The sequence below is a fragment of the Mycobacterium sp. UM_CSW genome, from assembly GCF_000455205.1.
In the GTDB taxonomy this organism is placed as follows: Bacteria; Actinomycetota; Actinomycetes; order Mycobacteriales; family Mycobacteriaceae; genus Mycobacterium.
In genome coordinates, this window is record NZ_AUWQ01000023.1 from 57,736 (window position 1) to 80,634 (window position 22,899).

22 protein-coding genes and 1 pseudogene are annotated in these 22,899 nt (G+C 69.1%); 6 read left to right on the forward strand and 17 right to left on the reverse strand.

The features are described 5' to 3' along the window. Positions 1-60 precede the first annotated feature (60 nt). The 3 genes from N415_RS10095 to N415_RS30580 all read left to right on the forward strand — a co-directional run bounded on the left by N415_RS10095 (position 61) and on the right by N415_RS30580 (position 1,563). Complete coding sequence (locus tag N415_RS10095) at positions 61-822, forward strand: TVP38/TMEM64 family protein (RefSeq protein WP_068180465.1); 762 nt, start codon at positions 61-63, stop codon at positions 820-822. 119 nt (positions 823-941) lie between these two features. Next, positions 942-1,289: a hypothetical protein gene (locus N415_RS30575; protein WP_081665168.1), complete on the forward strand. Its 348-nt coding sequence runs from the start codon at positions 942-944 to the stop codon at positions 1,287-1,289. Positions 1,290-1,311: 22 nt separating this feature from the next. After that, positions 1,312-1,563 carry a hypothetical protein gene (locus tag N415_RS30580; RefSeq protein ID WP_081665169.1) on the forward strand — a complete coding sequence of 84 codons (252 nt, stop codon included), beginning with the start codon at positions 1,312-1,314 and terminating at the stop codon, positions 1,561-1,563. Between the two features lie 69 nt (positions 1,564-1,632). On the opposite strand, the gene N415_RS10100 is transcribed toward N415_RS30580, so the two are convergent. The 6 genes and pseudogenes from N415_RS10100 to N415_RS10125 all read right to left on the reverse strand — a co-directional run bounded on the left by N415_RS10100 (position 1,633) and on the right by N415_RS10125 (position 7,336). Continuing rightward, the gene (locus N415_RS10100) at positions 1,633-3,099 is read right to left on the reverse strand and encodes a HAMP domain-containing sensor histidine kinase (RefSeq protein ID WP_068180467.1); all 1,467 of its coding nucleotides are present in this window, start codon (positions 3,097-3,099) and stop codon (positions 1,633-1,635) included. After that, positions 3,096-3,805: pseudogene (locus N415_RS10105) on the reverse strand (response regulator transcription factor). The gene N415_RS10100 and the pseudogene N415_RS10105 overlap by 4 nt, the downstream one beginning before the upstream one ends. Positions 3,806-3,906: 101 nt before the next feature. Continuing rightward, a complete protein-coding gene (locus N415_RS10110; RefSeq protein WP_068180469.1) occupies positions 3,907-5,268 on the reverse strand; it encodes an MFS transporter in 1,362 nt (453 codons plus the stop codon). Positions 5,269-5,363: 95 nt separating this feature from the next. Then, positions 5,364-5,720 carry a DoxX family protein gene (locus N415_RS10115; RefSeq protein ID WP_068180471.1) on the reverse strand — a complete coding sequence of 119 codons (357 nt, stop codon included), beginning with the start codon at positions 5,718-5,720 and terminating at the stop codon, positions 5,364-5,366. A 10-nt stretch (positions 5,721-5,730) separates the two neighbouring features. Beyond that, entirely contained in the window at positions 5,731-6,873 is a 1,143-nt protein-coding gene (locus N415_RS10120) for an SPFH domain-containing protein (RefSeq protein ID WP_068103241.1), read from the reverse strand. A gap of 28 nt (positions 6,874-6,901) precedes the next feature. Beyond that, complete coding sequence (locus N415_RS10125) at positions 6,902-7,336, reverse strand: NfeD family protein (RefSeq protein WP_068180474.1); 435 nt, start codon at positions 7,334-7,336, stop codon at positions 6,902-6,904. 57 nt (positions 7,337-7,393) lie between these two features. Here N415_RS10125 and N415_RS10130 point away from each other — a divergent pair, with 57 nt between their 5' ends. Continuing rightward, positions 7,394-8,314, forward strand: a complete 921-nt coding sequence (locus tag N415_RS10130; protein WP_068180479.1) for a hypothetical protein — start codon at positions 7,394-7,396, stop codon at positions 8,312-8,314. Between the two features lie 131 nt (positions 8,315-8,445). Here N415_RS10130 and N415_RS10135 read toward each other — a convergent pair whose 3' ends face one another. From N415_RS10135 to N415_RS10175, 9 genes are all read right to left on the reverse strand, one after another. Beyond that, positions 8,446-9,450, reverse strand: coding sequence for a ferrochelatase (locus tag N415_RS10135; RefSeq protein ID WP_068180482.1), 1,005 nt, complete (start codon positions 9,448-9,450; stop codon positions 8,446-8,448). A gap of 6 nt (positions 9,451-9,456) precedes the next feature. After that, complete coding sequence (gene inhA, locus N415_RS10140; protein ID WP_068103250.1) at positions 9,457-10,266, reverse strand: NADH-dependent enoyl-ACP reductase InhA; 810 nt, start codon at positions 10,264-10,266, stop codon at positions 9,457-9,459. A gap of 34 nt (positions 10,267-10,300) precedes the next feature. Next, positions 10,301-11,062, reverse strand: a complete 762-nt coding sequence (fabG1, locus tag N415_RS10145) for a 3-oxoacyl-ACP reductase FabG1 (RefSeq protein WP_068180485.1) — start codon at positions 11,060-11,062, stop codon at positions 10,301-10,303. Positions 11,063-11,183: 121 nt separating this feature from the next. Beyond that, on the reverse strand, positions 11,184-12,191 hold the full coding sequence (locus tag N415_RS10150) for a VWA domain-containing protein (RefSeq protein ID WP_068180487.1): 1,008 nt from the start codon (positions 12,189-12,191) through the stop codon (positions 11,184-11,186). Next, positions 12,188-13,138, reverse strand: a complete 951-nt coding sequence (locus N415_RS10155; RefSeq protein WP_068127098.1) for a DUF58 domain-containing protein — start codon at positions 13,136-13,138, stop codon at positions 12,188-12,190. The genes N415_RS10150 and N415_RS10155 overlap by 4 nt, the downstream gene beginning before the upstream one ends. Beyond that, entirely contained in the window at positions 13,135-14,265 is a 1,131-nt protein-coding gene (locus tag N415_RS10160; RefSeq protein WP_067160734.1) for a MoxR family ATPase, read from the reverse strand. The genes N415_RS10155 and N415_RS10160 overlap by 4 nt, the downstream gene beginning before the upstream one ends. A gap of 121 nt (positions 14,266-14,386) precedes the next feature. After that, positions 14,387-15,121 (reverse strand): NlpC/P60 family peptidoglycan endopeptidase RipB, encoded by a 735-nt coding sequence (gene ripB / locus N415_RS10165; protein ID WP_068180491.1) that lies wholly within the window; start codon positions 15,119-15,121, stop codon positions 14,387-14,389. 24 nt (positions 15,122-15,145) lie between these two features. Beyond that, positions 15,146-16,579 (reverse strand): NlpC/P60 family peptidoglycan endopeptidase RipA, encoded by a 1,434-nt coding sequence (gene ripA / locus N415_RS10170; protein ID WP_068180495.1) that lies wholly within the window; start codon positions 16,577-16,579, stop codon positions 15,146-15,148. Between the two features lie 250 nt (positions 16,580-16,829). Then, a complete protein-coding gene (locus tag N415_RS10175; protein ID WP_068180496.1) occupies positions 16,830-17,369 on the reverse strand; it encodes a DUF6676 family protein in 540 nt (179 codons plus the stop codon). Between the two features lie 153 nt (positions 17,370-17,522). Between N415_RS10175 and N415_RS10180 the strand changes: the two genes are divergently transcribed. Both N415_RS10180 and N415_RS10185 read left to right on the forward strand, forming a co-directional pair. Then, on the forward strand, positions 17,523-20,333 hold the full coding sequence (locus N415_RS10180; protein WP_068180499.1) for an aconitate hydratase: 2,811 nt from the start codon (positions 17,523-17,525) through the stop codon (positions 20,331-20,333). Between the two features lie 12 nt (positions 20,334-20,345). Beyond that, the gene (locus N415_RS10185; RefSeq protein WP_068108368.1) at positions 20,346-20,927 is read left to right on the forward strand and encodes a TetR/AcrR family transcriptional regulator; all 582 of its coding nucleotides are present in this window, start codon (positions 20,346-20,348) and stop codon (positions 20,925-20,927) included. Between the two features lie 38 nt (positions 20,928-20,965). Here N415_RS10185 and N415_RS10190 read toward each other — a convergent pair whose 3' ends face one another. Together N415_RS10190 and N415_RS10195 are read right to left on the reverse strand one after the other, a co-directional pair. Then, entirely contained in the window at positions 20,966-21,172 is a 207-nt protein-coding gene (locus N415_RS10190) for a helix-turn-helix domain-containing protein (protein ID WP_068180575.1), read from the reverse strand. A gap of 92 nt (positions 21,173-21,264) precedes the next feature. After that, the gene (locus tag N415_RS10195) at positions 21,265-22,893 is read right to left on the reverse strand and encodes an ABC-F family ATP-binding cassette domain-containing protein (RefSeq protein WP_068180502.1); all 1,629 of its coding nucleotides are present in this window, start codon (positions 22,891-22,893) and stop codon (positions 21,265-21,267) included. Between the last annotated feature and the right edge of the window lie 6 nt (positions 22,894-22,899).

Sequence of the window (22,899 nt, forward strand, 5' to 3'; positions counted from 1 at the left end):
CAAGGAAACGCCAGGCTTCTGAAAGGACTTATCCTCCTCCGCCCCGTAACCTTGACAGCCGTGACGGCTTCCGCCACCTGCAAAATCACCCGAAGACTCCGCGACGCCGGCTGCGTCGTGGGCGCGAGGGCACGTCGGCTGTCCGGGCCCCGGACGGTCGCGACAGTGGTCGGTATCACAGTCCTGATCGTGGTGGCCACCTGGCTTCCCCTGCCGACGCCGGTGCAGATGCGGGATTGGGCCGAGTCGGTCGGCCCCTGGTTCCCGTTGGCGTTCCTCGCCGCGCACATCGTGGTCACCGTGGTGCCGGTGCCCCGCACCGCGTTCACCCTGGCCGCCGGGCTGCTGTTCGGCCCCCCGCTGGGGATCGCCATCGCGGTGACCGCCAGCACCGCGAGCGCGGTGATCGCGATGCTGCTGGTGCGCGCGGCCGGGTGGCAGCTCAACCGCCTGGTTCGCCACCGCGCGATCGACACGGTCGACGAGCGCCTGCGCGAACGCGGCTGGCTCGCGGTCTTCTCGCTGAGGTTGATCCCCGCCGTACCGTTTTCGGCGATCAACTACGCCGCCGGCGCCTCGGCGGTGCGGGCTGTGCCGTACACGTTGGCAACGCTGGCGGGTTTGCTGCCTGGCACCGCGGCCGTGGTGATCCTCGGTGACGCCCTCGCCAGCCACCCCAGCCCGCTGCTGCTTTTGGTGTCGCTGTGCACCGGCGCCTTGGGGCTGACCGGGCTGATCGTCGAGATCCGCCAGTTCCGGCGCCACCACCGCCGTAAGGCGCACACCGCCACGCCCTCCCCAGAACCGGCCGTCGTCCGCTGACGTCGCCCGCGGATTTCTGAACCAAACCTGAAGATATGGGCACTGAGGGCCGCTCTTCAGGTTGATTTCAGATCGCCTTTCTAACGTCGCCGGCATCACCCGAGCAACGAGGAGGCACAGTGACCAGCGAGGAATCGACACACACCACGCAGCCCGCTACCCCACCTTCGGTCCTGCAGCGGCACCCCGTGGGCGTCGCGGTCGGCAGCGGGTTGGCCGGGCTCGCCGTCGGCGCGTTCGGTGCCGCCACCCTGATCGGCCTCTGGGCCCCCGCGCCCCCACCGCCGGGCTGGGGTTTTCCGCCGCCGCCGGGCGCCCTGGGTCCCCCGCCGCCACCGCCGTTCGCCTGGCACCCGCCGCCGCCCTGGGCCGCCCCGCCGCCGCCGGGCCAGCCGCCGCAGCCCGGCCTCCCGGCCCCTCCCGGCGGTCCGGCGTCCCCGCCGTCGTCACCACCGCCGGCCCGATAACGCAGCAAAGGAGAAACCGACAATGAAGATCAAGCAAGCGATCGCCGGTTCGTTGCTCGCGGGCGCCCTCGGGGTGGCCGCGGCCGGCTTCGGCGCCGCGGTGGCCAGCGCCGATCCGCCGCCGCCACCACCGGGACCGGGGCAACCCGGACCGCCGCCGGGTCCGGGGGGTCCTGGCGGACCGTTCGGGGCTCCCCCGCCCGGGCCCGGTGCACCGGGCGGACCCTTTGGGCAGCATCCCGGCGGACCACCTCCACCGCCGCCGGGATTCTGACGCCGGCCGTCCAGCGCACCGGCGAGCGGTGGTCGCCCCAACAATCCGGTTGGGGCGACCACCGCTCCCTCAATTCACGCCCGCGTCGAGCGGCAGGCTGAGCCGGAATTGAGCCCCGCCCTCGCGCGGCAGGCACGTCAGCTCCCCGCCATGGGCGCGCGCCAGCGCCCTGGCGATCGGCAGGCCCAGCCCGGCACCGCCGTGGTCGCGGGCGCGCCCGGCATCCAGGCGCACCAGCCGCTCGAAGATGCGGTCGCGTTCGTCGTCGGGAATGCCGGGGCCGGTGTCGGTGACGGTGACCTCGGCCGCGTGGTCGCGGGAGCGCAGGTCGACGTGGATGGCGCCGGCCTCGGGGGTGTAGCGCCGGGCGTTGTCGAGCAGGTTGGACAGGATCTGCGCCAGCCGGTTCGGGTCCGCTTTCATTCGCAGTTCGTCCGGGCCGGTCCGGATGACCGTGACGCCAGGCGCCAGCAAGGCCGCCCGGTCGGCTTCGGCGTCGACGACAGCGGCGAGGTCGACATCTTGCAGATCCAGCGGCAGTCCCGCGTCGATTCGGCTCAGGTCGAGCATGTCGGCCACCAGGCGCCCGGCGCGGCGGGCGTCGGACAGCAGCAGGCTGGCACGGCGGTGCTGGGCACGGGCCGCGTCGTCGCGCTGCTGGCCGGCGTTGCTGACGAGTTGTTCGGCGGCCGCCTGGATGCCGGCGATCGGCGTCCGCAGCTCGTGCGCCGCGTCGACGAGAAATCGCCGGGTGGCCGCCTCGGCGCGCCGGGCATCCTCGGCCGAGTGCTGGGCCCGCCGCTCGGAGGCTTCCAGCGCCTCCAGCATTCCGTCGAAAGCTGCTGCGGCACGGCCTAATTCGGTATCGGCGCGCTTCGGGCGCAATCGTCGGCCGCGATCACCCGTCGCGATGTTGGTGGCCAGCGCGGTGAGCCGGTCCAGTGGCCGCAGCGCGACCCGGCTGACCGCGATCAGCAGCAGCGCCGCCACCACCAGCGTCGCCACACCCGCGCCGATCATCAGCTGGCGCAGCTCCCGGGTCACCTGCGTGGTCTGCGTCGTGTCCGCCACCAGGATCACGCGACCGCCGTCGGGCAACGGATGCACCAGCTCGGTGGCGGTCGCGTCCGGCGGCGGGGGCGGCACGCCCGGCGGCGGCCCGAACGGCGGGTAACCGGGCGGCGGCGGTGGCGGTGGCCCAAGCGGGGGAACGAACGCGCCGGCGGTGGTCTGCGGGCTGATCGCCGGGTCGCCGTAGGCCGTGCCGTCCGCGGTGACCACGAGCGCGCGCACGGTGCCGCCGCCCAGTTGGGCGGCGATCTGCTGCGGCGGCGTGCGCGCGATCGCCAGGGCGTCCGCGCGGGAGGTGGCCGCGAGAAGCCGGTCGTTGAGGTTTCGACGGGCCTGGGCGCGCACGGTGACGTCGATGATCACGCCCAGGATCAGCAACACGACGGCGAGCACGCCGATAGCGACGACGACGACCCGGCGCTGCAGCGACGGCGTCGGGGTCGCCGGATCGGCTGGTGCCGTCATGATCGGTGGGCCTGCATGCGGTAGCCGATGCCGCGGACCGTGTGCACGATTCGCGGGCCGTGTGCCTCGAGCTTGCGGCGCAGCCCGCTGATGTGCACCTGCACCAGGTTGGGGTCGTAGGCGTCGTAGCCCCACACCGCGTTCAGGATCTGCGGGGCGCTCACGATTCGGCTGCGCTGTTCGACCAGGAATCGCAGCAACCGCAGCTCGGTGGCGGTCAGGTCCAGCGGATGTCCCGCGCGCACGGCGACCCCCGCGTCGACGTCGAGCATCAGGTCGCCCACCTGGAGCGCCCGCGGCAGCCGTCCCCGCCGGCGCAACACCGCACCGACCCGCGACACGAGTTCGGCCAGCTCGAACGGCTTGACACGTAGTCGTCGGCCCCGCCGTCGAGGCCGCGCAGCCGGTCGTCGAGGCCGTCACGCGCGGTGATCAGCACGATGCCCGCGTCGCCCCAATCGCGGATTACCTCGATGAGCTCGAATCCGTCGCGGCCCGGCAGCATCACGTCGAGCACCACCAAGTCCGGTCGCAGGCCGTCGAGCGCGGCCTCCAGACCGTCGCCGTCGGGGCAGGCGTCGGCGTGGTATCCGGCGTCGGTCAGCGCCTCGCTGACCATCTCCCGGATCGTCTCGGAATCCTCGACCACCAGCACCCGCGGTGTGCCGGCCGCCGGGTGCCTGCCCGCGCGCGGGTTACTCACCATGCCTCATTGTTAGCGCCACTTTGCTGGACCTGCCTGTCCAGCCCGCTATCTTCAGGTTCGCTTCAAGTTCCCGGCGCCGCCGTCGGGCACCGCGCCAAGCGTCATGCCGGCTCCGCCCGTGCCGCCGCTGCCGCGCTGAGGTCGACGACACCGGAACCAAGCAGCGGCTTGCCCGCCACCTCCGGGGCGAAGATCAACGTGACGGCGCCGACCAGCCCGGCGAACATCAGCATGTACGCGGGCATCATCGGATTGCCGGTTCCGGCCACCAGCGTCTCGGCGATCAATGGCGTGGTGCCGCCGAAGGCCGAAACCGCGATGTTGAACCCGATCGACACCGCGCCGTAGCGCACGTGGGTGGGAAACAGCGCGGGCAGGATCGCCGGCTCGAGGCTACTCAGGAAGAGCATGGGCAAGGCGACGAGCGCCACGCCGGCGAACTTCGTCGGATACGCCCCGCCGAACCGCATCAACGCGAACGCCGGCAGCGAGACCCCGACCAGCAGCCCGCAGCCCGTCCACATCAGCGGTTTGACCCCGATGCGGTCGGACAGCATCGCGACCAGGAGCACCCCGACCGTCAGGACCGCCAGCACCACCAGGACCATCACCAGGGCCGCGGTGTCCCCCACGCCCGCGGTCTTCTTGAGATATGTCGGCACGTACCCGCTGACCATGTAGCTGGTGTCGGTGACCGCGAGCTCCACCCCGAGGCAGATCAGTAACCCTTTCCACTGCCGCACGACGGTCAGCACGAACTGGGTGCGGACGGAGACCGGCACCGCGACCTTATGCACCTTCTCGTAACCGGGCGACTCCTCGATCCGCGAACGCAGGTAGATCGCGACCAGGCCGAGCGGCGCGGCCAGCAGAAACGGGATGCGCCAGCCCCAGCTCAGCATCTCGGCGCTCGACAGCGCCGTTTGCAGGCCCGTCACCAGCACGGCGCCCACGACGAACCCGCCGAGCGTGCCCACCGGGAGAAATCCGGCCATCATCCCGCGTTTGTGGTCGGGGGCGTGTTCGGCGATGAACGTCATGGCGCCCGCGTATTCGCCGCCGGAGGAAAGTCCCTGACCGATGCGAATGACCGTGAGCAGGATGGGCGCCCAGATCCCGATGGTGTGGTAGCCGGGCAGTGCGCCGGTCAAGGCGCCGCAGACCGCCATCAGCGAGATCGTCATCACCAGCACGGGCTTGCGCCCGATCCGGTCGCCGAGCGGGCCGAAGATGAACCCACCGAGGGGCCGGACGACGAATCCCGCCGTCATCGTGCCGAACGTGGCGATCAGGTTGCCCGCGTCGGAATTGCTCCCGGGATAGAACGTCTGCGCAAGGAGCGTGGCGACGAGGCTGAACAGGGTGAAGTCGTACGCCTCCATGAAGTTGCCGATGGCCGTGCCCTGGATGGACCGATGCGCCGCTCGGCGATCGGCGGCCCGGACCTCAGCATTTCCACTCATTGGGTAGGTCAGTTACCCGAAACGCCGCGCAACTATTCGATCCCCGTCCGGGCTCGGCCGAAAAGCGCAATCGTTCGCCAAGATTGAAGCGGGGACTAATCCCGCTCCGGACCCTTGATCGTCATCGCCGCGAAGGTGGCCAAAAACGTCGCGGCGGGCACCGCGTTGACGATCTTGTCCCGCGCCCGGATGTGCGCGCCGACGGCCAGGGTGAAATACAGCGTCAGCATCGCCGTCGTCAGCCTCGCCAAGCCGGGGAACCGGGTGACCGAGAGCAGGCCGACCGCCGCGGCCGCCTTGACGACCGGCAGCACGGGTCGGATCTCGTCCGGCACCCCGACGTCGTCCAGAACTTTCTTGATCGGGGCGACCTGCACCCCGCACGCCACCGCGTCGACGGCGTGGAACACGGCAAGCGCCGCATAGGTTTTCGGTGAAGTCAGCGCACTCATGCAAGCGAGCCTATTGGGTCAGCTGCGGCGGCGCGCCGGGCTCGCCGTCCACCGGCGCGCGGGCGCTCGCCTCGGCCTTGGCCACCGCCTGGGCGATCGCGGGGTCGGTCTCGGTGGAGAACCAGTCGGCGATGTCGGCGTCGTCGGACTCGGCGGCGTGCTTGGGGACGTCGTCGACCGGGGATGGCTGGAACCGGAATACGCCGTCCTCGCCGGGGGCACCCAGCAGTTTGGTGAAGCCCTGCAACGCCGAGCTGAAGTCGCTGGGCACCACCCACACCTTGTTAGCGTCACCGCGCGCCATCTCCGGCAGCGTCTGCAGGTACTGGTAGGCGAGCATCTCCGGGGTGGGCCTGCCGGCCTTGATCGCGGCGAACGTCTTCTCGATGGCCTTGGCCTGCCCCTGCGCCCGCAGGTAGGCCGCCGCGCGCTCACCCTGGGCGCGCAGCATGCGGGACTGCCGGTCGGCCTCGGCGGCCAGGATCGCGGCCTGCTTGGCGCCCTCGGCGGCCAGGATCTGCGCCTGCTTGGCTCCCTCGGCCTGAGTGATCGCGGCCTGCCGGTTCCCTTCGGCGGTCAGGATCATGGCCCGCTTTTCCCGGTCCGCCTTCATCTGCTTTTCCATCGAGGCCTGGATGGACGGCGGTGGGTCGATGCTGCGCAGCTCTACCCGGGCGACCCGCAGGCCCCAGCGGCCGGTGGCCTCGTCGAGCACGCCGCGCAGCTGGCCGTTGATCATGTCGCGGGAGGTCAGCGTCTGCTCGAGCGTCATCCCGCCGACCACGTTGCGCAGCGTGGTCGTGGTGAGCTGCTCGACGCCGACGATGTAGTTGCTGATCTCGTAGACCGCAGCCTGTGGGACGGTGACCTGGAAATACACCACGGTGTCGATGTTGAGGGTCAGGTTGTCCTCGGTGATCACCGGCTGCGGCGGGAATGACACCACCCGCTCGCGCAGGTCCACCCGGGCGCGCACGCGGTCGATGAACGGCACCAGCAACGTGAGCTGCCCGCTGACCGTGCGGCTGTAACGGCCCAGCCGCTCGATCACCGCGGCCTCTGCCTGCGGGATCAGCGCGACGGACTTCGCCACCACGATGATCCCAAAGACGATGATCGCAAGGGCCACCAACAAAAGAGCGATCCCAGCCATGGTGCTTCCTCCCGTTTCTTCAGAGGTATTACATGTCCTTGAACACCACCGCGGTGGCGCCGTTGATCTGCATGACCGTCACCCGTTCGCCGGGTTCGTAGACATCGTTGTCGTTGAGTGGCCGGGCCGTCCATACCTGACCGTCCAGCTTCACCTGACCCTCGTCGCGGGCGACGCGGTCGAGCACCAGCGCGCTCTTGCCCTCCAGCGCTTTGATGCCGGTCGGCAGCCCCTTCGCGGGTGTGAGCCGACGCCGCAGCGCCGGCCGCACCAAGACCAGCAGCAGCACCGAGACGACCACGAACACCGCCGCCTCGGCCCAGATCGGCCAGCCCACCAGCCAAGTGGTGCCCGCGGCGGCCAGCGCGCCCCCGGAAAGCATCAACAGCGACATGTCGCCCGTCAGCGCCTCCGCACCGGCCAGCACCAGCGCGAATATGAGCCAAATCACCGCGGCGGGCATGCGGTCAGAATACGCGTAATCCGCCTTTGCCGGACCAAACAACTACACTCCGAGATCATGTGGTGTCCCAGTGTCTCGCTGTCCCTGTGGGCCAACGCCTGGCTCGCGGGCAAGGCCGCGCCCGACGATGTGTTGGACGCGTTATCCCTTTGGGCGCCAAAGCAATCGGTCACGGCGTATGATGCCGTCGCCGCCGGCCACACGGGACTGCCGTGGCCCGATGTGCACGACGCCGGGACGGTCACACTGCTGCAGACGCTGCGCGCGGCGGTCGGCCGGCCGTCCGTGCCGGCGTCCGCAGGGTTGCCGGCTCGTTTGCGCGGGACCATCAGCGTGGTGCTGCCGGTCCCCGGCGACGTTCGTGGGCTGGCAGCGGGGACGCAGTTCGAGAGCGACGCGCTGGCCTCCGGCGAGGCCGTGATCATCGCCAACCCCGACGATCCGACCACCGCCGTCGGGCTGGTCCCCGAGTTCAGCTACGGCGATCTGGACGGCGCCAACGACGACGCGGACCTACCAGAATTGTGTGCGCTGTCGTGGACCGTGTACTCACTGCCCGGCGCGCCGCCGCTGCACCACTACGAGCTCGGGGACGCGGAATACGCGCTGCGGTCCGCCGTACGCTCGGCCGCGGATGCCCTCGGCGCCATCGGCTTGGGCGCCGCCGCCGACGTCGACGATCCGCGCGGGCTCGTTGAGCAGCTGCTGGAATCGGCACGGCAGCACCGCATTCCCGACCATGCGCCGTCGCGAGCCCTGCGGGTGCTGGAGAACGCCGCGCACGTTGACGCCATCATCGCCGTCAGCGCCGGGCTGAGCCGGTCCGATTCCCCCGCGGATCGCATCGCCGCGGGCATCACGCAGTCGTCGTCACAGGCGCAGATCGCCACCGACGCGCTGCGCCCGCTGACCACCGTGGTGCGTTCGGCGCGGATGGCCGCGGTCGACGCGATCCTGCAATCGGCTTGGGCCGACTAATCCTGTTGGCGGCCACCCGCTTCGCCCGGCTACGCCGCGCTCGCGATCGCCGACTACGTCTGATGGCGCGACCCGCTTCGCCCGGCTACGCCGCGCTCGCGATCGCCGCTAAGTCTGATGGCGGCGACCCGCTAATCCTGTTGGCGCGCCATGCAATGCGGCGGGCGGCACGGCGCGCCGTTGACGCTGGCGAGGCAGCCCGGCACCGGATCCCTTCCGGTGACCCGGGTCGGCGCCCGGCCGTGACGGAGCTCGTCGATCAGGTCGGCGGCGAGCCGGGCGAATCGCCTGTCGGCGTTGGGAGTTGCGGCGCGGGCGAAGGCCAACCCCGCGGCCTCGGCCTGTAACCGCAACTCGTGGTCGAGATCCCACACCACCTCGATGTGGTCGGCAACAAACCCGATCGGGCAGACGACGACGGCCTCGGTGCCCGTCAGCGTCGCGAGGTGGTCCTCGACGCTCGGCTCCAACCACGGCACCTGCGGCGGGCCAGAGCGCGACTGCCAGGCCAGGTCGTAGTCGGTGTAGCCGGCGGCCGCCGCGACCAGCCTTGCGGCATAGGCGACTTGGCGGCTGTAGAGCTGGGGACCGAAGCGCTGGTCGGCGGCCACCGGGACCGAATGCGCGGTGAAGACCAGCCGGGCGCCCTTCGGCACCGTTTCGGCGGCGGCGGTGACGGCCCCGGCGAACATCTCGACGAAAAGCGGATGGTCGAAATACGGCCGCAGCTTTACCAATTCGGGTGAGCCCGGCCCGGCCACCCGGCGGGCCCGGGCGATGTCTTCGACATACTGCGTGCAGCTGGAATATCCGCTCCACGCCGACGTGGTGAACACCGCGGCGCGGCGAACACCGTTGTCCCGCATGGTCGCGACGGTGTCCTCGACGTAGGGTTGCCAATTCCGGTTGCCGAAATACACCGGCAGATCCAGTTCCGCGCGCAGCTCGGCGATCAGGGCGCGGTTGATGCCGTTGATCGGCGATACTCCGCCGAAATGCAGGTAGTGCTCGGCGACTTCGTCGAGGCGCTCGGGCGGCACGTTGCGGCCCCGGGTGACGTTCTCCAGGAACGGCCGCACCTGCTCGGGGCCCTCCGGCCCGCCGAAGGACAAGAGCAGGACGGCGTCGAAATCCATTACGCGCTAAAGCAACTGGGTGCTGGCGCCGCCGTCGGCGTAGATGACGGTGCCGGTGGTGGCCGGTAGCCAGTCGGACAGCAGCGCACACACCGTCTTGGCGACCGGCGTCGCGTCCTTCATGTTCCAGCCCAACGGCGCGCGCTGATCCCAGCCTTCCTCGAGCAGGTGAATCTGGGCGCCCGCCTCTTCGCCGAGCGCACCGCCGACGATCGCGCTCATTGCGAGGGTCCGAATCGGCCCAGCGGCAACGAGATTCGAGCGCACACCGTACTTGCCGGCCTCTCGAGCCACGAACCGGTTCACCGACTCCAGCGCGCTCTTGGCGACGGTCATCCAGTTGTAGGCCGGCATCGCGCGCGACGGGTCGAAGTCCATGCCGACAATCCCGCCGCCGGGGTTCATGATCGGCAGCAGCGCCTTGGCCAGCGAGGCATACGAATACGCGGAGATGTGAATACCCTTGGCGACGTCCTCGTAGGGGGCGTCGAAGAAGGGGTTGATGCCCATCCCGCTCTGCGGCATGAAGCCGATCGAATGCACCACGCCGTCAAGCTTGTTGCCCTCGCCGATCACCTCGGTGACCCGGTCGGCCAGGGTGGCGAGGTGCTTCTCGTCCTGCACGTCGAGTTCGATCAGCGGGGCCTTGGCCGGCAACCGGTCGGCGATGCGCTGGATCAGCCGCAGCCGGTCGAATCCGGTCAGCACCAGTTCGGCCCCCTGCTCCTGGGCCACCCGCGCGATGTGGAAAGCGATCGACGAGTCGGTGATGATTCCGGTGACCAGAATCCGTTTGCCTTCGAGCAGTCCTGCCATATCCGTCCTTCTCGTCTTTTTCGTGCTTCGTGAATCAGTGGCCCATGCCCATGCCGCCGTCGACCGGGATGACCGCGCCGGCGATGTAGCTCGCATCCTCGGAAGCCAGGAAGCTGACCGCCCCGGCGACTTCGGCGGCGGTGCCGACCCGCTTGGCCGGGATGAATTCCAGTGCGCCCGCCTGGATGCGCTCGTCCAGCGAGCGCGTCATCTCGGTGTCGATGTAGCCGGGGGCGACCACGTTGGCCGTCACGCCCGCCTTGGACAGCTCACGCGAGATCGATCGTGCCATGCCGATCAGGCCGGCCTTGGCGGCCGCGTAGTTGGACTGGTTACCGATGCCCCACATGCCGGACACCGACCCGATGAAGATGATGCGGCCGAACCGCTTCTTCTGCATGCTGCGCGACGCCCGCTGGGCCACCCGGAACGCCCCGGTGAGGTTGGCGTTGATGACCTCTTCGAACCGCTCCTCGGTCATCCGGATCAGGAAGGCGTCTTTGGAGATGCCGGCGTTGGACACCAGCACCTCGACCGGGCCTTGGTGCTCCTCGACCTCTTTGAACGCGCGGTCGACGGCGTCCTTGTCGGTGACGTCACACACCACGCCGAACAGCCCCTCGGGCGCCCCGGACCCGCGGTGCGTGACGGCCACCTTGTGCCCGTCGGCGGCCAGCCGCTGGGCGATCGCCAGACCGATCCCCCGGTTTCCGCCCGTCACCAGGACCGAGCGAGATACGAAGGGAGGCTTGCCCGCGGGGACGTCCGTAGCGGTTTCGGTGGCTGTGTCAGTCACCCCGTCAACCTATCGCCTCGCGGCGCGTGCCCCGAAATCTGCCCCCTGTCGTGCCGCGAGCGTCACACTAGCGCGACGCTCGACGCCCACCGTCACGCTGGCGTGACGCTCGGCGGCAGAATCACGTCGGCAGGCGCCGGTTGATCAGCAGCGCGGCCAGCCCCGCGAGGGCCAGGACCAGCGCACCCAGCCGCAGCCAGCCCGTGCTGGCGTCGCCCTTGATCGTCTCGTAGCCGATCTGCTGCTGCAGCGACGCGTAGACGGCTTTCAGCTCGGCCAGGCTGGCGGCGTTGTACCAGTTCCCACCGGAGAGCTCGGCGACCTTCTTCATGGTGGAGTCGTCGACGGGAACGGGCTGGCGCTGGTCGTTGATCTCGACGAAGCCGTAGGGCGTGCCGAACGAGATCGTCGAGATGGGCACGCCCTGGTCCTTGGCGGTGCGCGCGGCGGTGAAGGCGCCCTTGGGGTTGTCGGGGTTGGTCGGCATCGTCTCCTTGCCGTCGGAGAACAACACGATGCGTGCGGGTGGGGGCGTGTCGCCGCCGCCGATCACCGCGCCGACGGTGGCGATGGCCTGCAACGCGGTGAAGATGCCTTCCCCGGTCGCGGTGCGGTCGGCGAACTGGAGCTTGTCCAGCGCGTTCTTGGTCGCTTCCCGGTTGGTGGTCGGGGACACCAGCACGGTCGCGGTCCCCGCATACTCGATCAGGCCCAGGTTGATGCCGGGTGTCAGCTCGTCGGCGAACTGCTTGGCGGCCTCCTGCGCGGCCGCCATGCGATTGGGCGGAACGTCGGTGGCGCGCATCGACTGCGACACGTCAATCACCAGCATCACCACCGCGCGGTTGCGCGGGATCCGGACGTCGTTCGTCGGCCCCGCCATCGCGATCGTGAACAGCACCAGCGCCAACACCAGCAGGATCGCCGGCACGTGCCGCCAACGCGAAGGACGTTGCGGTGCAACGCTTTCCAGCAGCTCCATGTTCGCGAATCGCAGCATCCGCCGCTGCCGCGCGAGTTGCAGCACGATGTACAGCGCGGCCAACCCGACGGCGGCAAACAGGAAAAGGAAAAACCAAGCGTGCGCGAAGCCCGACAGCGTCATCGGGCCCAGCAGGGGCAGTGTCACTGCCGGCCCGCCAGTGCCCCGCGACGGCGGGACTCGACGAAGCGGACGATGTCGGCGATCCAGTCCCGGTCGGTGCGCAGCGTCAGCACCGGGGCCCCGCAGCTGCGGATGGTGCGGGACACCTCGGCGCGGTGGGCCGCGGCCGCCTTGGCGAAGTCGTCACGCAGCTGGGCGTCGATGGTGAATTCCCGGGTGACCCCGGTTTCCGCGTCCTGCAAGACCACGTCGCCGATGTCGGGCAGCTCGACGTCGCGCGGGTCGAGCACCTCGATCGCCAGCACCTCGTGGCGGGCCGCGATCGCCCGCAGGGGGCGCATCCAGTTGATGGGGCCCAGGAAGTCGCTGATGATGACGGCCATGCCGCGGCGGCGCTCGGGCCGGCGCAACGCGTCGATCGCGGTCGCCAAATCGCCGCGCACGCCGACCGGTGCCCTGGGCGTGGTGGCGATGGTGCGCAGCAGCGTCTGCTCGTGCTGGCGCCCCGAGCGGGCCGGGACCCGGGTGATCGTCGCGCCGGTGGCGATGATCGCGCCGAGCCTGTTGCCGCCGCCACTGTTGAGGAACGTGATCGCCGCCGCGGCGGCCACGGCCAGGTCGCGCTTCTCGCACACCGTGGTGCCGAAGTCCAGGCTGGCCGACATGTCGACCACCATCCACGTCTCCAGCTCGCGGTCGGCGATCATCTGCCGGACGTGCGGGTGCATGGTGCGCGCGGTGACGGCCCAGTCCATCCGCCGGACGTCGTCGCCGGGCTGGTACTCGCGCGACTCCCCCGGCTCGGTACCCGGCCCCGGGATCAGGCCGAGGTGGTCGCCGTGCAGGACCCCGTCGAGCTTGCGCTTGACCGTGAGCTCGAGCTGGCGCAGCGCCGCCGACAGCTTCGGGTCGTCAATCTGCCCGCGCTCGAACGATGGCGGATGACGCACCGCCTTGTGGGGTTCGGTCACCGACCGCTGGCCGCCACGGTCTGCATCACCGGGGGAACCGAATGACCTTGCTGCGGAACGGCATTCACCTGCGGCAGGGCCACCGTCTGCAGGATCCGGTTGATGACGATCTCCGGCGAGATCTCGTCGGCGAGCGCGTCATAGGTGAGTATCAGCCGGTGCCGCAGCACGTCGGGAATGACCTCCACGACATCCTGCGGGATCACGTAGTCGCGACCGCGGACCAGCGCCAGCGAGCGGGCGCCGGCGATGATGCCCAGCGAGGCGCGCGGTGACGCACCGAACGAGACCCAGGTCTTGACGTCGTTCATGCCGAGCTGCTCGGGGTTGCGGGTGGCGGTGACGACGCGCACCACGTAGTCGACCAGCGCGTGGTGGACGAAGACGTTGGACGCGATGTCCTGCAGCCGCAGCAGGTCGCCGGTGTTGAGGATCTGCTTGGGCACCGGCGGCTTGACGCCCATCCGGTAGATGATCTCCCGCTCCTCCTCCGGCGACGGGTAGCCGACATTGATCTTGAACAGGAAGCGGTCGCGCTGGGCCTCGGGCAGCGGGTAGACGCCCTCGTGCTCGATCGGGTTCTGGGTGGCCATCACCAGGAACGGGTTGGGCAGCGGGAAGGTCTTGCCGCCGATCGACACGTGGCGCTCCTGCATGACCTCCAGCAGCGCCGACTGCACCTTCGCCGGCGCGCGGTTGATCTCGTCGGCGAGCAGGAAGTTGACCACCACCGGGCCGAGCTCGGTGTCGAACTCCTCCTTGCCTTGCCGGTAGATGCGGGTACCGATGATGTCGGTGGGCACCAGGTCGGGCGTGAACTGGATGCGCGCGAACGTCCCGCCGACCACGCGCGCGAACGTCTCCACGGCCAGCGTCTTGGCAACGCCGGGGACACCCTCGAGCAACACGTGCCCCTTGGACAACAGGCCGACCAGCATCCGCTCCACGAGCTGGTCCTGCCCGACGATGATCCGCTTGACCTCGAAGATGGCCCGCTCCAGCGTGTGGACCTCGGCGGCCAGCCCGTTACCGCCGCCTGGAGGCGCCTCGTGCGCCGGAGGGCCGGACGGACCACCCTGGCCCGGGTAATTGCTGGCGCCCGGGGGCGGCCCACCTGCTGATGTCATCAAGAACCCTCCACGCTCATCTGGACACGACTGCCGGGCAGCGACGTGCCCTGGACCAACTATTCCAGGCCAGCCGGTTTCCGTCGACGCTCGCCCGGTTGATGCCTCGCCGGCCCCGCGATCAGTACTCGATGATCCTAGTCAGGAACGGCGTCATGCCGGGCTTGCGCACCGGGCTGACGGTGACCTTGCCGGCGAGGCTGGACGCCTCGAGCATCTGCCCGTTGCCCAGGTACATGGTGACGTGCTGGCCGCCGTTCGGGCCGTAGAAGATGAGGTCGCCGCGCCTCGCCTGGTCGGGCGGAATGTGGCGACCGGCGTTGTACTGGTCACCGGAGAACCGTGGGATGAGCACGCCGACACCGGCGAAGCCGTAGCGCATCAGCCCCGAGCAGTCGAAGCCGTTGATGTTGGCCCCGTCGCCGACGCCCTTGCTGGGCCCGTCCAGCGAGCCGCCGCCCCACGAATACGGGACACCCATCTGCGATCCCATCCGCTTGATCACATATTCGATGGCCTGCCGGCCGTAGACCCGCGGGATCTTGCCGCCGGGGTTGGTGGGGGTCGCCGCCGTCGGCGCCGGGTCACCGCCGAGGTTGATCCCGAGCCCGCCGAGGAATTGCTTGCCGAGGTCCAGCGTGGTCTGGGTCGCTTGGGCGGTGGCCTGCAGCGAGGCGTTGGCCACGGCGAGCGGATCGCCCGGCGCTCCGGCGCTGATGGTGGCCGGCAGGGTGGGGTCCCACTGGCCGGGGTCGGCCCTAACCACGGGAGCGGGGCTGGCCACAGACAACATCAACCCGGCCACCACAGCGGTGATCCAGGCGAAGTTGATCAGGCGAAACCTATTGCGGCGCATAGCTCCTCGTTCAGTAGTTGGTCGTCACCATTCGATGTAGCGGACCACGTACGGCGTCATCCCGCTGGTGCGCACGGGCGCGACGCGAACCTTCAATCCGATGTCGGGAGCCTCGAGCATCTGGCCGTCGCCGAGGTAGATCGTCACGTGCTGGCTGCCGCCAGGTCCGTAGAAGATGACGTCCCCGCGGCGCATCTGCGCCGACGGGATCTTGCGGCCCAGGTTGTACTGCGACCCCGAGTAGTGCGGCAGCTTGATCCCCACGCCGGCGAACGAGTACAGGACCAGGCCCGAACAGTCGAAGCCGGTGATCCCGGCGCCGGAGTCGATGCCCTTGCTGGGCCCGGCCGCGTTGCCGCCGCCCCACGAATAGGGCACGCCGATCTGCGACATGCCGCGCCGGATCACGTACTCGGTGGCCTGCCGCCCGTACACCCGGGGGATGCGGCCGGCGGTGCCGCCGGGTGCGGCGTTGGTGATGCCGGTGTCATCGGGCTTGAGGATGCCCAGCTGCTGCAAGAAGCTTCGGCCCATGCCGGCGGTGACCTGCGTCGACGTGGCCGAGATGCCCAGCACCTGGTTGATGACGGCGATCGGGTCACCGGGGACGTTGGCGCTGGGCACCATGGGCAACGTCGGGTCCCACAGGCCATCCCACCGGCGGCCGCCGGAATGCGGGGCGCCGGCCGGGGCACCCGGATCCCACCGGTCCCCCGAGACCGCGACGCCGGACGAGCCGTGCTCCGCCGCCCATTCACGCTGGGCCGCTACGAGTTTCGCCTGGGCCTGGTCCCGCTCGTCGGCCAGGCGGGTGGCCAGTTCACGCTGGTCGTTGAACTTGCGCTTGGAATCGGTGAGCGCGGCCACCGCGGCGTCCTGGCTGGCCTTGGCGTCGGCGGCGGCCTTGTCGGCCTTCTGCTTGGCCAGCCGCGCCGCCGACTCCTTGTTCACCTGCTCGGTCCGGGCGCGCTGCAGCTTGTCCATTACCGCCTGGGAGCTCGCGGTCAGGGTCTCGGCGGCGCTTTGGGTCGCGATCATGTCTTCCGGGCTGGTCGCGGTCAGGTAGCTGCCCGACGGCCCGTTCATGTAGGTGGCCGCCGCGAAGGTGTTGAACCGGTGCTGGGCCGCGGCGATCGCCGCGTTGGCGTCCTTGACGGCCTGCTGGCTGGCCTCGACGTCGTGCTCGGCGGCGGTCGCGTTGTCCCGCGCGGTCTCGACGTCGACCAGTGCCTTGTTGACGCTTTCCTGCTCGGTCTGGATTTCGGCCGTCAGGTCTTCCAGGCGCTGGTTGGCCTTGGCGACGTTCGCGATCAACGCGGCCATGCTGTCCGCGGCGGGGTCGGCGTCGGCCAGGCCCGGGGTGGACATCAGCATGGCCACGCTCAGCACCGACGGAACGACCGGCCGGAGCAACCTGATGGCCGGTCGCGCAGAGGGTCCCCAGCGCGTACGTCTCATTCGACAGGTCTCCTACGGCTCAACGCGGACGGGCGGCGCCAGGCACGGCCTTTCTGAAAACGCCACAAACAACACGAGCACCATTTGCACCGTACGTCACATATGACGCGGTGGAAACGCTAGTCACAAACTGCACTCTTGACGTGCGTTTAATGTGACCGAACGGTGACCTGCGGTGTTTGCCGCGCTGAGTCTGGGGCGACCGCCCCATCAGTTGACCCGCGCCGGATGCGCGTGTCAGACGCCGTTACTAGGCGCCGTCGGGCGCTTCCGCCGTCGTTCCCGGCGCCTCGGCCGGCGTTGCTGCGCGCTTGGCGCGCAACTGTAGAAATCGGGTGCCCACGGCCGCCGCGAGCACCGCGATCAGCAGGAAGATGGTCAGGCCCGTCCAGGGGAACTCGGGCGTATTCAACTCGTGCAGGAAATGCTGCGCCGAGACGACTGGGTTGCCCGTCTTGGCGTTGTCCTCGCCGGCCTCGAGCGTCACGCGCGGAAATTGCGTGCTGTAGGTGCCGACGTAACTCGGGCTCAATGTCAGCACGGTGGCGTCGTGATAGTCGGCGCCGACGACGGTGGAGATGTCGCGCAGAGGGGTGTCGTTCGGCGGGTTGTGGTCGAGCAGCACGATCTTGAGGTTGATGCCGTCGGCGTGCGCCTGGTTGACGATGTCGAGCAGGCCGGGCATCGCGGCCGGCGGGGCGCTGACGCCGGTGGCGGCGACCTGCGCCTTGATCGCGGTCATGTCGACGTCCACCGGAATGTAGAGCGGCAGGATCGGGTGCCCGGTCATGCCGACACTGTAATGGGGCTTTAAACCCGCGCCGCGCGCGACAAGACTGGGATTAGGGGCACCCGCCGTAATACAGGACAAGCGTACTGTTAAAGTGGTACCGCACCGCCGACATGGCCCGTCGGCGGGAGAACTTAATCCTTGGGAGTTGAAGTGACTGATTCTGTGAACTCGTTCGGAGCCCGCGACACCCTCAAGGTCGGCGACAAGAGTTACCAGATCTACCGCCTAGACGCCGTCCCCAATACCGAGAAACTCCCCTACAGCCTCAAGGTGCTGGCCGAGAACCTGCTGCGCAACGAGGACGGCAGCAACATCACCAAGGACCACATCGAGGCCATCGCGAACTGGGATCCCAAGGCGGAGCCCAGCATTGAGATCCAGTACACGCCGGCCCGCGTGGTGATGCAGGACTTCACCGGCGTGCCGTGCATCGTCGACCTGGCCACCATGCGCGAGGCCATCGGCGACCTCGGCGGCAGCCCGGCCAAGGTCAACCCCCTGGCCCCCGCCGACCTGGTGATCGACCACTCGGTGATCGCCGACCTGTTCGGCACCGCGGACGCGTTCGAGCGCAACGTCGAGATCGAGTACCAGCGCAACGGCGAGCGCTACCAGTTCTTGCGTTGGGGGCAAGGCGCTTTCGACGACTTCAAGGTGGTGCCGCCGGGCACCGGCATCGTGCACCAGGTCAACATCGAGTACCTGGCGAGCGTCGTGATGGACCGCGACGGGGTGGCGTATCCCGACACCTGCGTGGGCACCGACTCGCACACCACGATGGTCAACGGCCTCGGCGTGCTCGGCTGGGGCGTGGGCGGCATCGAGGCCGAGGCCGCGATGCTGGGCCAGCCGGTGTCGATGCTCATCCCCCGGGTCGTCGGCTTCAAGCTGACCGGTGAGATCCAGGCCGGCGTCACGGCCACCGACGTCGTGCTGACGGTGACCGAGATGCTGCGCAAGCACGGCGTGGTCGGCAAGTTCGTCGAGTTCTACGGCGAGGGCGTGGCCGAGGTGCCGCTGGCCAACCGCGCCACCCTGGGCAACATGAGCCCCGAATTCGGTTCCACCGCAGCCATTTTCCCGATCGACGAGGAGACCATCTCCTACCTGCGCTTCACCGGGCGCACCGACGAGCAGCTGGCACTGGTCGAGGCGTACGCCAAGGAGCAGGGCATGTGGCACGACCCCAAGCACGAGCCGGCCTTCTCCGAATACCTCGAACTCAACCTGTCCGATGTGGTGCCGTCGATCGCCGGACCCAAGCGCCCGCAGGACCGGATCGCGTTGTCGGAGGCGAAAGCGACGTTCCGCGAACAGATTACGAGCTACGTCGGCGACGACCCCGACAAGAAGGACTACTCGAAGCTGGACGAGGCAGTCGACGAGTCCTTCCCGGCGAGTGACCCGGGGGCGCTGGAGAATGGGCACGCCGACGACGCCCCGAAAGTGGAGTCGGCCGCGAAGCACGCGAAGGGCCGGGTGAGCAGCCCGGTGACGGTGCGCTCCGACGAGCGCGGCGAGTTCGTGCTCGACCACGGTGCCGTGGTGATCGCCGCGATCACGTCGTGCACCAACACCTCCAACCCGGAGGTGATGCTGGGCGCGGCGCTGCTGGCGCGCAATGCCGTCGAGAAGGGGCTCGCGTCCAAGCCGTGGGTGAAGACCACGATGGCGCCGGGCTCCCAGGTGGTCCACGACTACTACGACAAGGCCGGCCTGTGGCCGTACCTGGAGAAGCTCGGCTTCTATCTCGTCGGCTACGGCTGCACGACGTGCATCGGCAACTCCGGCCCGCTGCCCGACGAGATCTCAAAGGCCATCAACGACAACGACCTTTCGGTGGCGGCGGTGCTGAGCGGCAACCGGAACTTCGAGGGCCGGATCAACCCCGACGTGAAGATGAACTACCTGGCGTCGCCGCCGCTGGTGGTCGCCTACGCGCTGGCCGGGACCATGGACTTCGACTTCGATCAGCAGCCGCTCGGTACTGATAAGGAAGGCAAAGAGGTCTACTTAAAGGACATTTGGCCGTCGCAGAAGGATGTCTCGGACACCATCGCCTCGGCGATCAGCCAGGAGATGTTCACCAAGAACTACGCCGACGTGTTCAAGGGCGACGAGCGCTGGCGCAACCTGCCGACCCCCAGCGGCAATACCTTTGAGTGGGATCCGGATTCGACGTACGTGCGCAAGCCCCCGTACTTCGAGGGCATGTCGGCCGACCCGGAGCCGGTCAAGGACATCTCCGGGGCCCGGGTGCTGGCGCTGCTGGGCGATTCGGTCACCACCGACCACATCTCCCCCGCCGGCAGCATCAAGCCCGGCACGCCCGCGGCCCAGTACCTCGACGAGCACGGCGTGGACCGCAAGGATTACAACTCCTTCGGCTCGCGGCGCGGCAACCACGAGGTGATGATTCGCGGCACCTTCGCCAACATCCGGCTGCGCAACCAGTTGCTCGATGACGTCGCCGGCGGCTACACGCGCGACTTCACCCAGGACGGCGGTCCGCAGGCGTTCATCTACGACGCAGCGCAAAACTATGCGGCACAGAACATTCCGCTGGTCGTGCTGGGCGGCAAGGAATACGGGTCGGGCTCGTCACGCGACTGGGCGGCCAAGGGCACGCTGCTGCTGGGCGTGCGGGCGGTGATCGCCGAGTCGTTCGAGCGCATCCACCGGTCCAACCTGATCGGCATGGGCGTCATCCCGCTGCAGTTCCCGGAGGGCAAGACCGCCGGAGACTTGGGACTAGACGGGACCGAGGTCTTCGACATCACCGGCATCGAGGCGCTCAACGACGGGAAGACCCCGAAGACGGTGAAGGTCGAGGCCACTAAGGACGGTGGTGACCCGATCGAGTTCGACGCGGTGGTGCGCATCGACACCCCCGGCGAGGCCGACTACTACCGCAACGGCGGCATCCTGCAGTACGTGCTGCGCAACATGCTGAAGTCATAGCCGTCGCCGCCTGTGCCAAAAGTCAGCGAGGACCATCTGGCGGCTCGCCGCCGCCAGATCCTCGACGGTGCCCGACATTGCTTCGCCGAATACGGCTACGACAAGGCCACGGTGCGCCGGCTGGAAAAGGCGATCGGGATGTCGCGCGGCGCGATCTTCCATCACTTCCGCGACAAGGACGCGTTGTTCTTCGCGCTGGCGCACGAGGACGCCGAGCGGATGGCCGACGTGGCGTCCCGGGAGGGCCTGATCCAGGTGATGCGCGACATGCTCGCCGCGCCCGACCAATTCGACTGGCTCGCGACCCGGTTGGAGATCGCGCGCAAGCTGCGCAACGATCCGGTTTTCAGCCAGGGCTGGGCGGATCGCTCCGCTGAACTTGCGGCGGCGACCACCGATCGGCTGCGCCGGCAAAAGGAGGCGCACCGGGTACGCGACGACGTTCCCGGCGACGTCCTGCAGTGCTACCTAGAACTGGTGCTCGACGGCTTGGTGGCCCGGCTGGCATCCGGTGAGGATCCGCGCCGGCTGTCCGCGGTCCTCGATCTGGTGGAAAAGTCGGTGCGGCGCAAGGAGTCTGGGGCGCAGGCGTAACGCCACTGCGAATGAGGGGACGTAACTTCGCAGTGACGCTACGCCCGCGCGGACTGGCGCCGGGCCGAAGTGTGGTTGGGGCCGCCGCGACCGCGCAGCGTGGTGCCGGACTCGAGCAGCATGCTGTGAACCGATCCGTACGACCTGCCGGTGGTGGCCACCAGCTTGCGGATGCTGGCGCCGCCCTCGTAGGCGTTGCGCAGTTCGTGCAACATCTGCTCGCGCGTCTTCTTCGGCTTGCGCACTGCGGTCTTCAACGTCCCCTCCATGCTGTGGGCTCGATCCCCAAGCACATAGAGTAAGAAGCCGTCGCCGGCCGCGGGCCGATTTGGCGAAATCAGGCCAGTTCGATGAGATCCCGGTAATCGTCGGACCAGTAGTCCTCGGTGCCGTCGGGCAACAGCACGACGCGTTGCGGGTCGAGGGCCTCGGCCGCGCCCGGGTCGTGGGTCACCAGCACGACCGCGCCGAGGTAGCTGCGCAGCGCGTCGAGCACCTGTTCGCGCGACGCGGGATCGAGGTTGTTGGTGGGTTCGTCGAGCAGCAGCACGTTGGCCGTGGAGGCCACCAGGCCGGCCAGCGCGAGCCGGGTCTTCTCGCCGCCGGAGAGCGTCCCCGCCGGTTGGTCGAGCTGCGGACCGCTGAACATGAACGCCCCGAGCAGGCCGCGCAGCTCCTGCTCACCAGACTCGGGCGCGGCGTGCCGGATGTTCTCCCAGACCGTCGCGTCGTTGTCGAGCGTGTCGTGCTCCTGCGCGAAATATCCGATCCGCAAACCGTGTCCCGGCTCAAGGGCCCCGCTGTCGGGGGTCTCGACGCCGGCCAGCAGGCGCAGCAGCGTGGTTTTGCCCGCCCCGTTGAGGCCCAGCACGACCACGCGCGAGCCGCGGTCGATGGCGAGGTCGACACCGCTGAACACCTCGAGCGACCCATACGACTTGGAAAGCCCCTTGGCGACCAGTGGCGTGCGTCCGCACGGGGCCGGGGTGGGGAACTTGATCCGGGCCACCTTGTCGGCGACCCGTTCCTCGTCGAGCGCGGCCATCATCCGGTCGGCGCGGCGCAGCATGTTCTGCGCCGCAACGGCTTTGGTGGCCTTGGCGCCCAGCTTGGCGGCCTGGGTGCGCAGCGCCGCCGCCTTGCGCTCGGCATTGGCGCGTTCGCGGCGGCGGCGCTGCTCGTCCGTCGCCCGGGCGTCGAGGTACTTCTGCCAGCCCATGTTGTAGACGTCGACCTCGCCGCGCACCGCGTCCAGGAACCACACCCGGTTGACGACGTCGGCGAGCAGCTCGACGTTGTGGCTGATGAGCACGAGCCCGCCGGTGTGCGCCCGCAGGAAATCGCGCAGCCAGCCAAGCGAATCCGCGTCGAGGTGGTTGGTCGGCTCGTCCAGCAGCAGGGTGGTGGACGACCCGGCGCCGCTATCGGACGCGGCGAACAGGATGCGGGCCAGCTCCACGCGGCGGCGCTGCCCGCCGGACAGCGTGCGCAACTTCTGCGTCAGCACCCGTTCCGGCAGGCCGAGACTCGCGCAGATGCGGCCGGCCTCGCTCTCGGCGCCGTAGCCGCCCAACGCCACGAAGCGCTCCTCCAGCTGCCCGTAGCGACGGATCGCGCGGTCCCGCGCGTCGTCGTCGGCGACCTCGGCCATCAGCGCCTGCTGCTTCTCCAAATCGGTGAGCAGCACGTCCAATCCGCGGGCCGACAGCACTCGGTCGCGGGCCAGGACGTCGAGATCTCCCTCTTTGGGATCCTGTGGGAGATAACCGATTTCGCCGATCTGGGCCACCGATCCGGCGTAGGGCTGGCTCTCGCCAGCCAGGATGCGCAGGGTCGTGGTCTTGCCGGCCCCGTTGCGGCCGACCAGCCCGATGCGGTCGCCGGGCTGCACTCGCAGGTCCGGGCCGTCGGGTGAGAGCAAGATGCGCGCACCAGCGCGGACCTCGAGGTCCGTGGCCGTGATCACATCCGC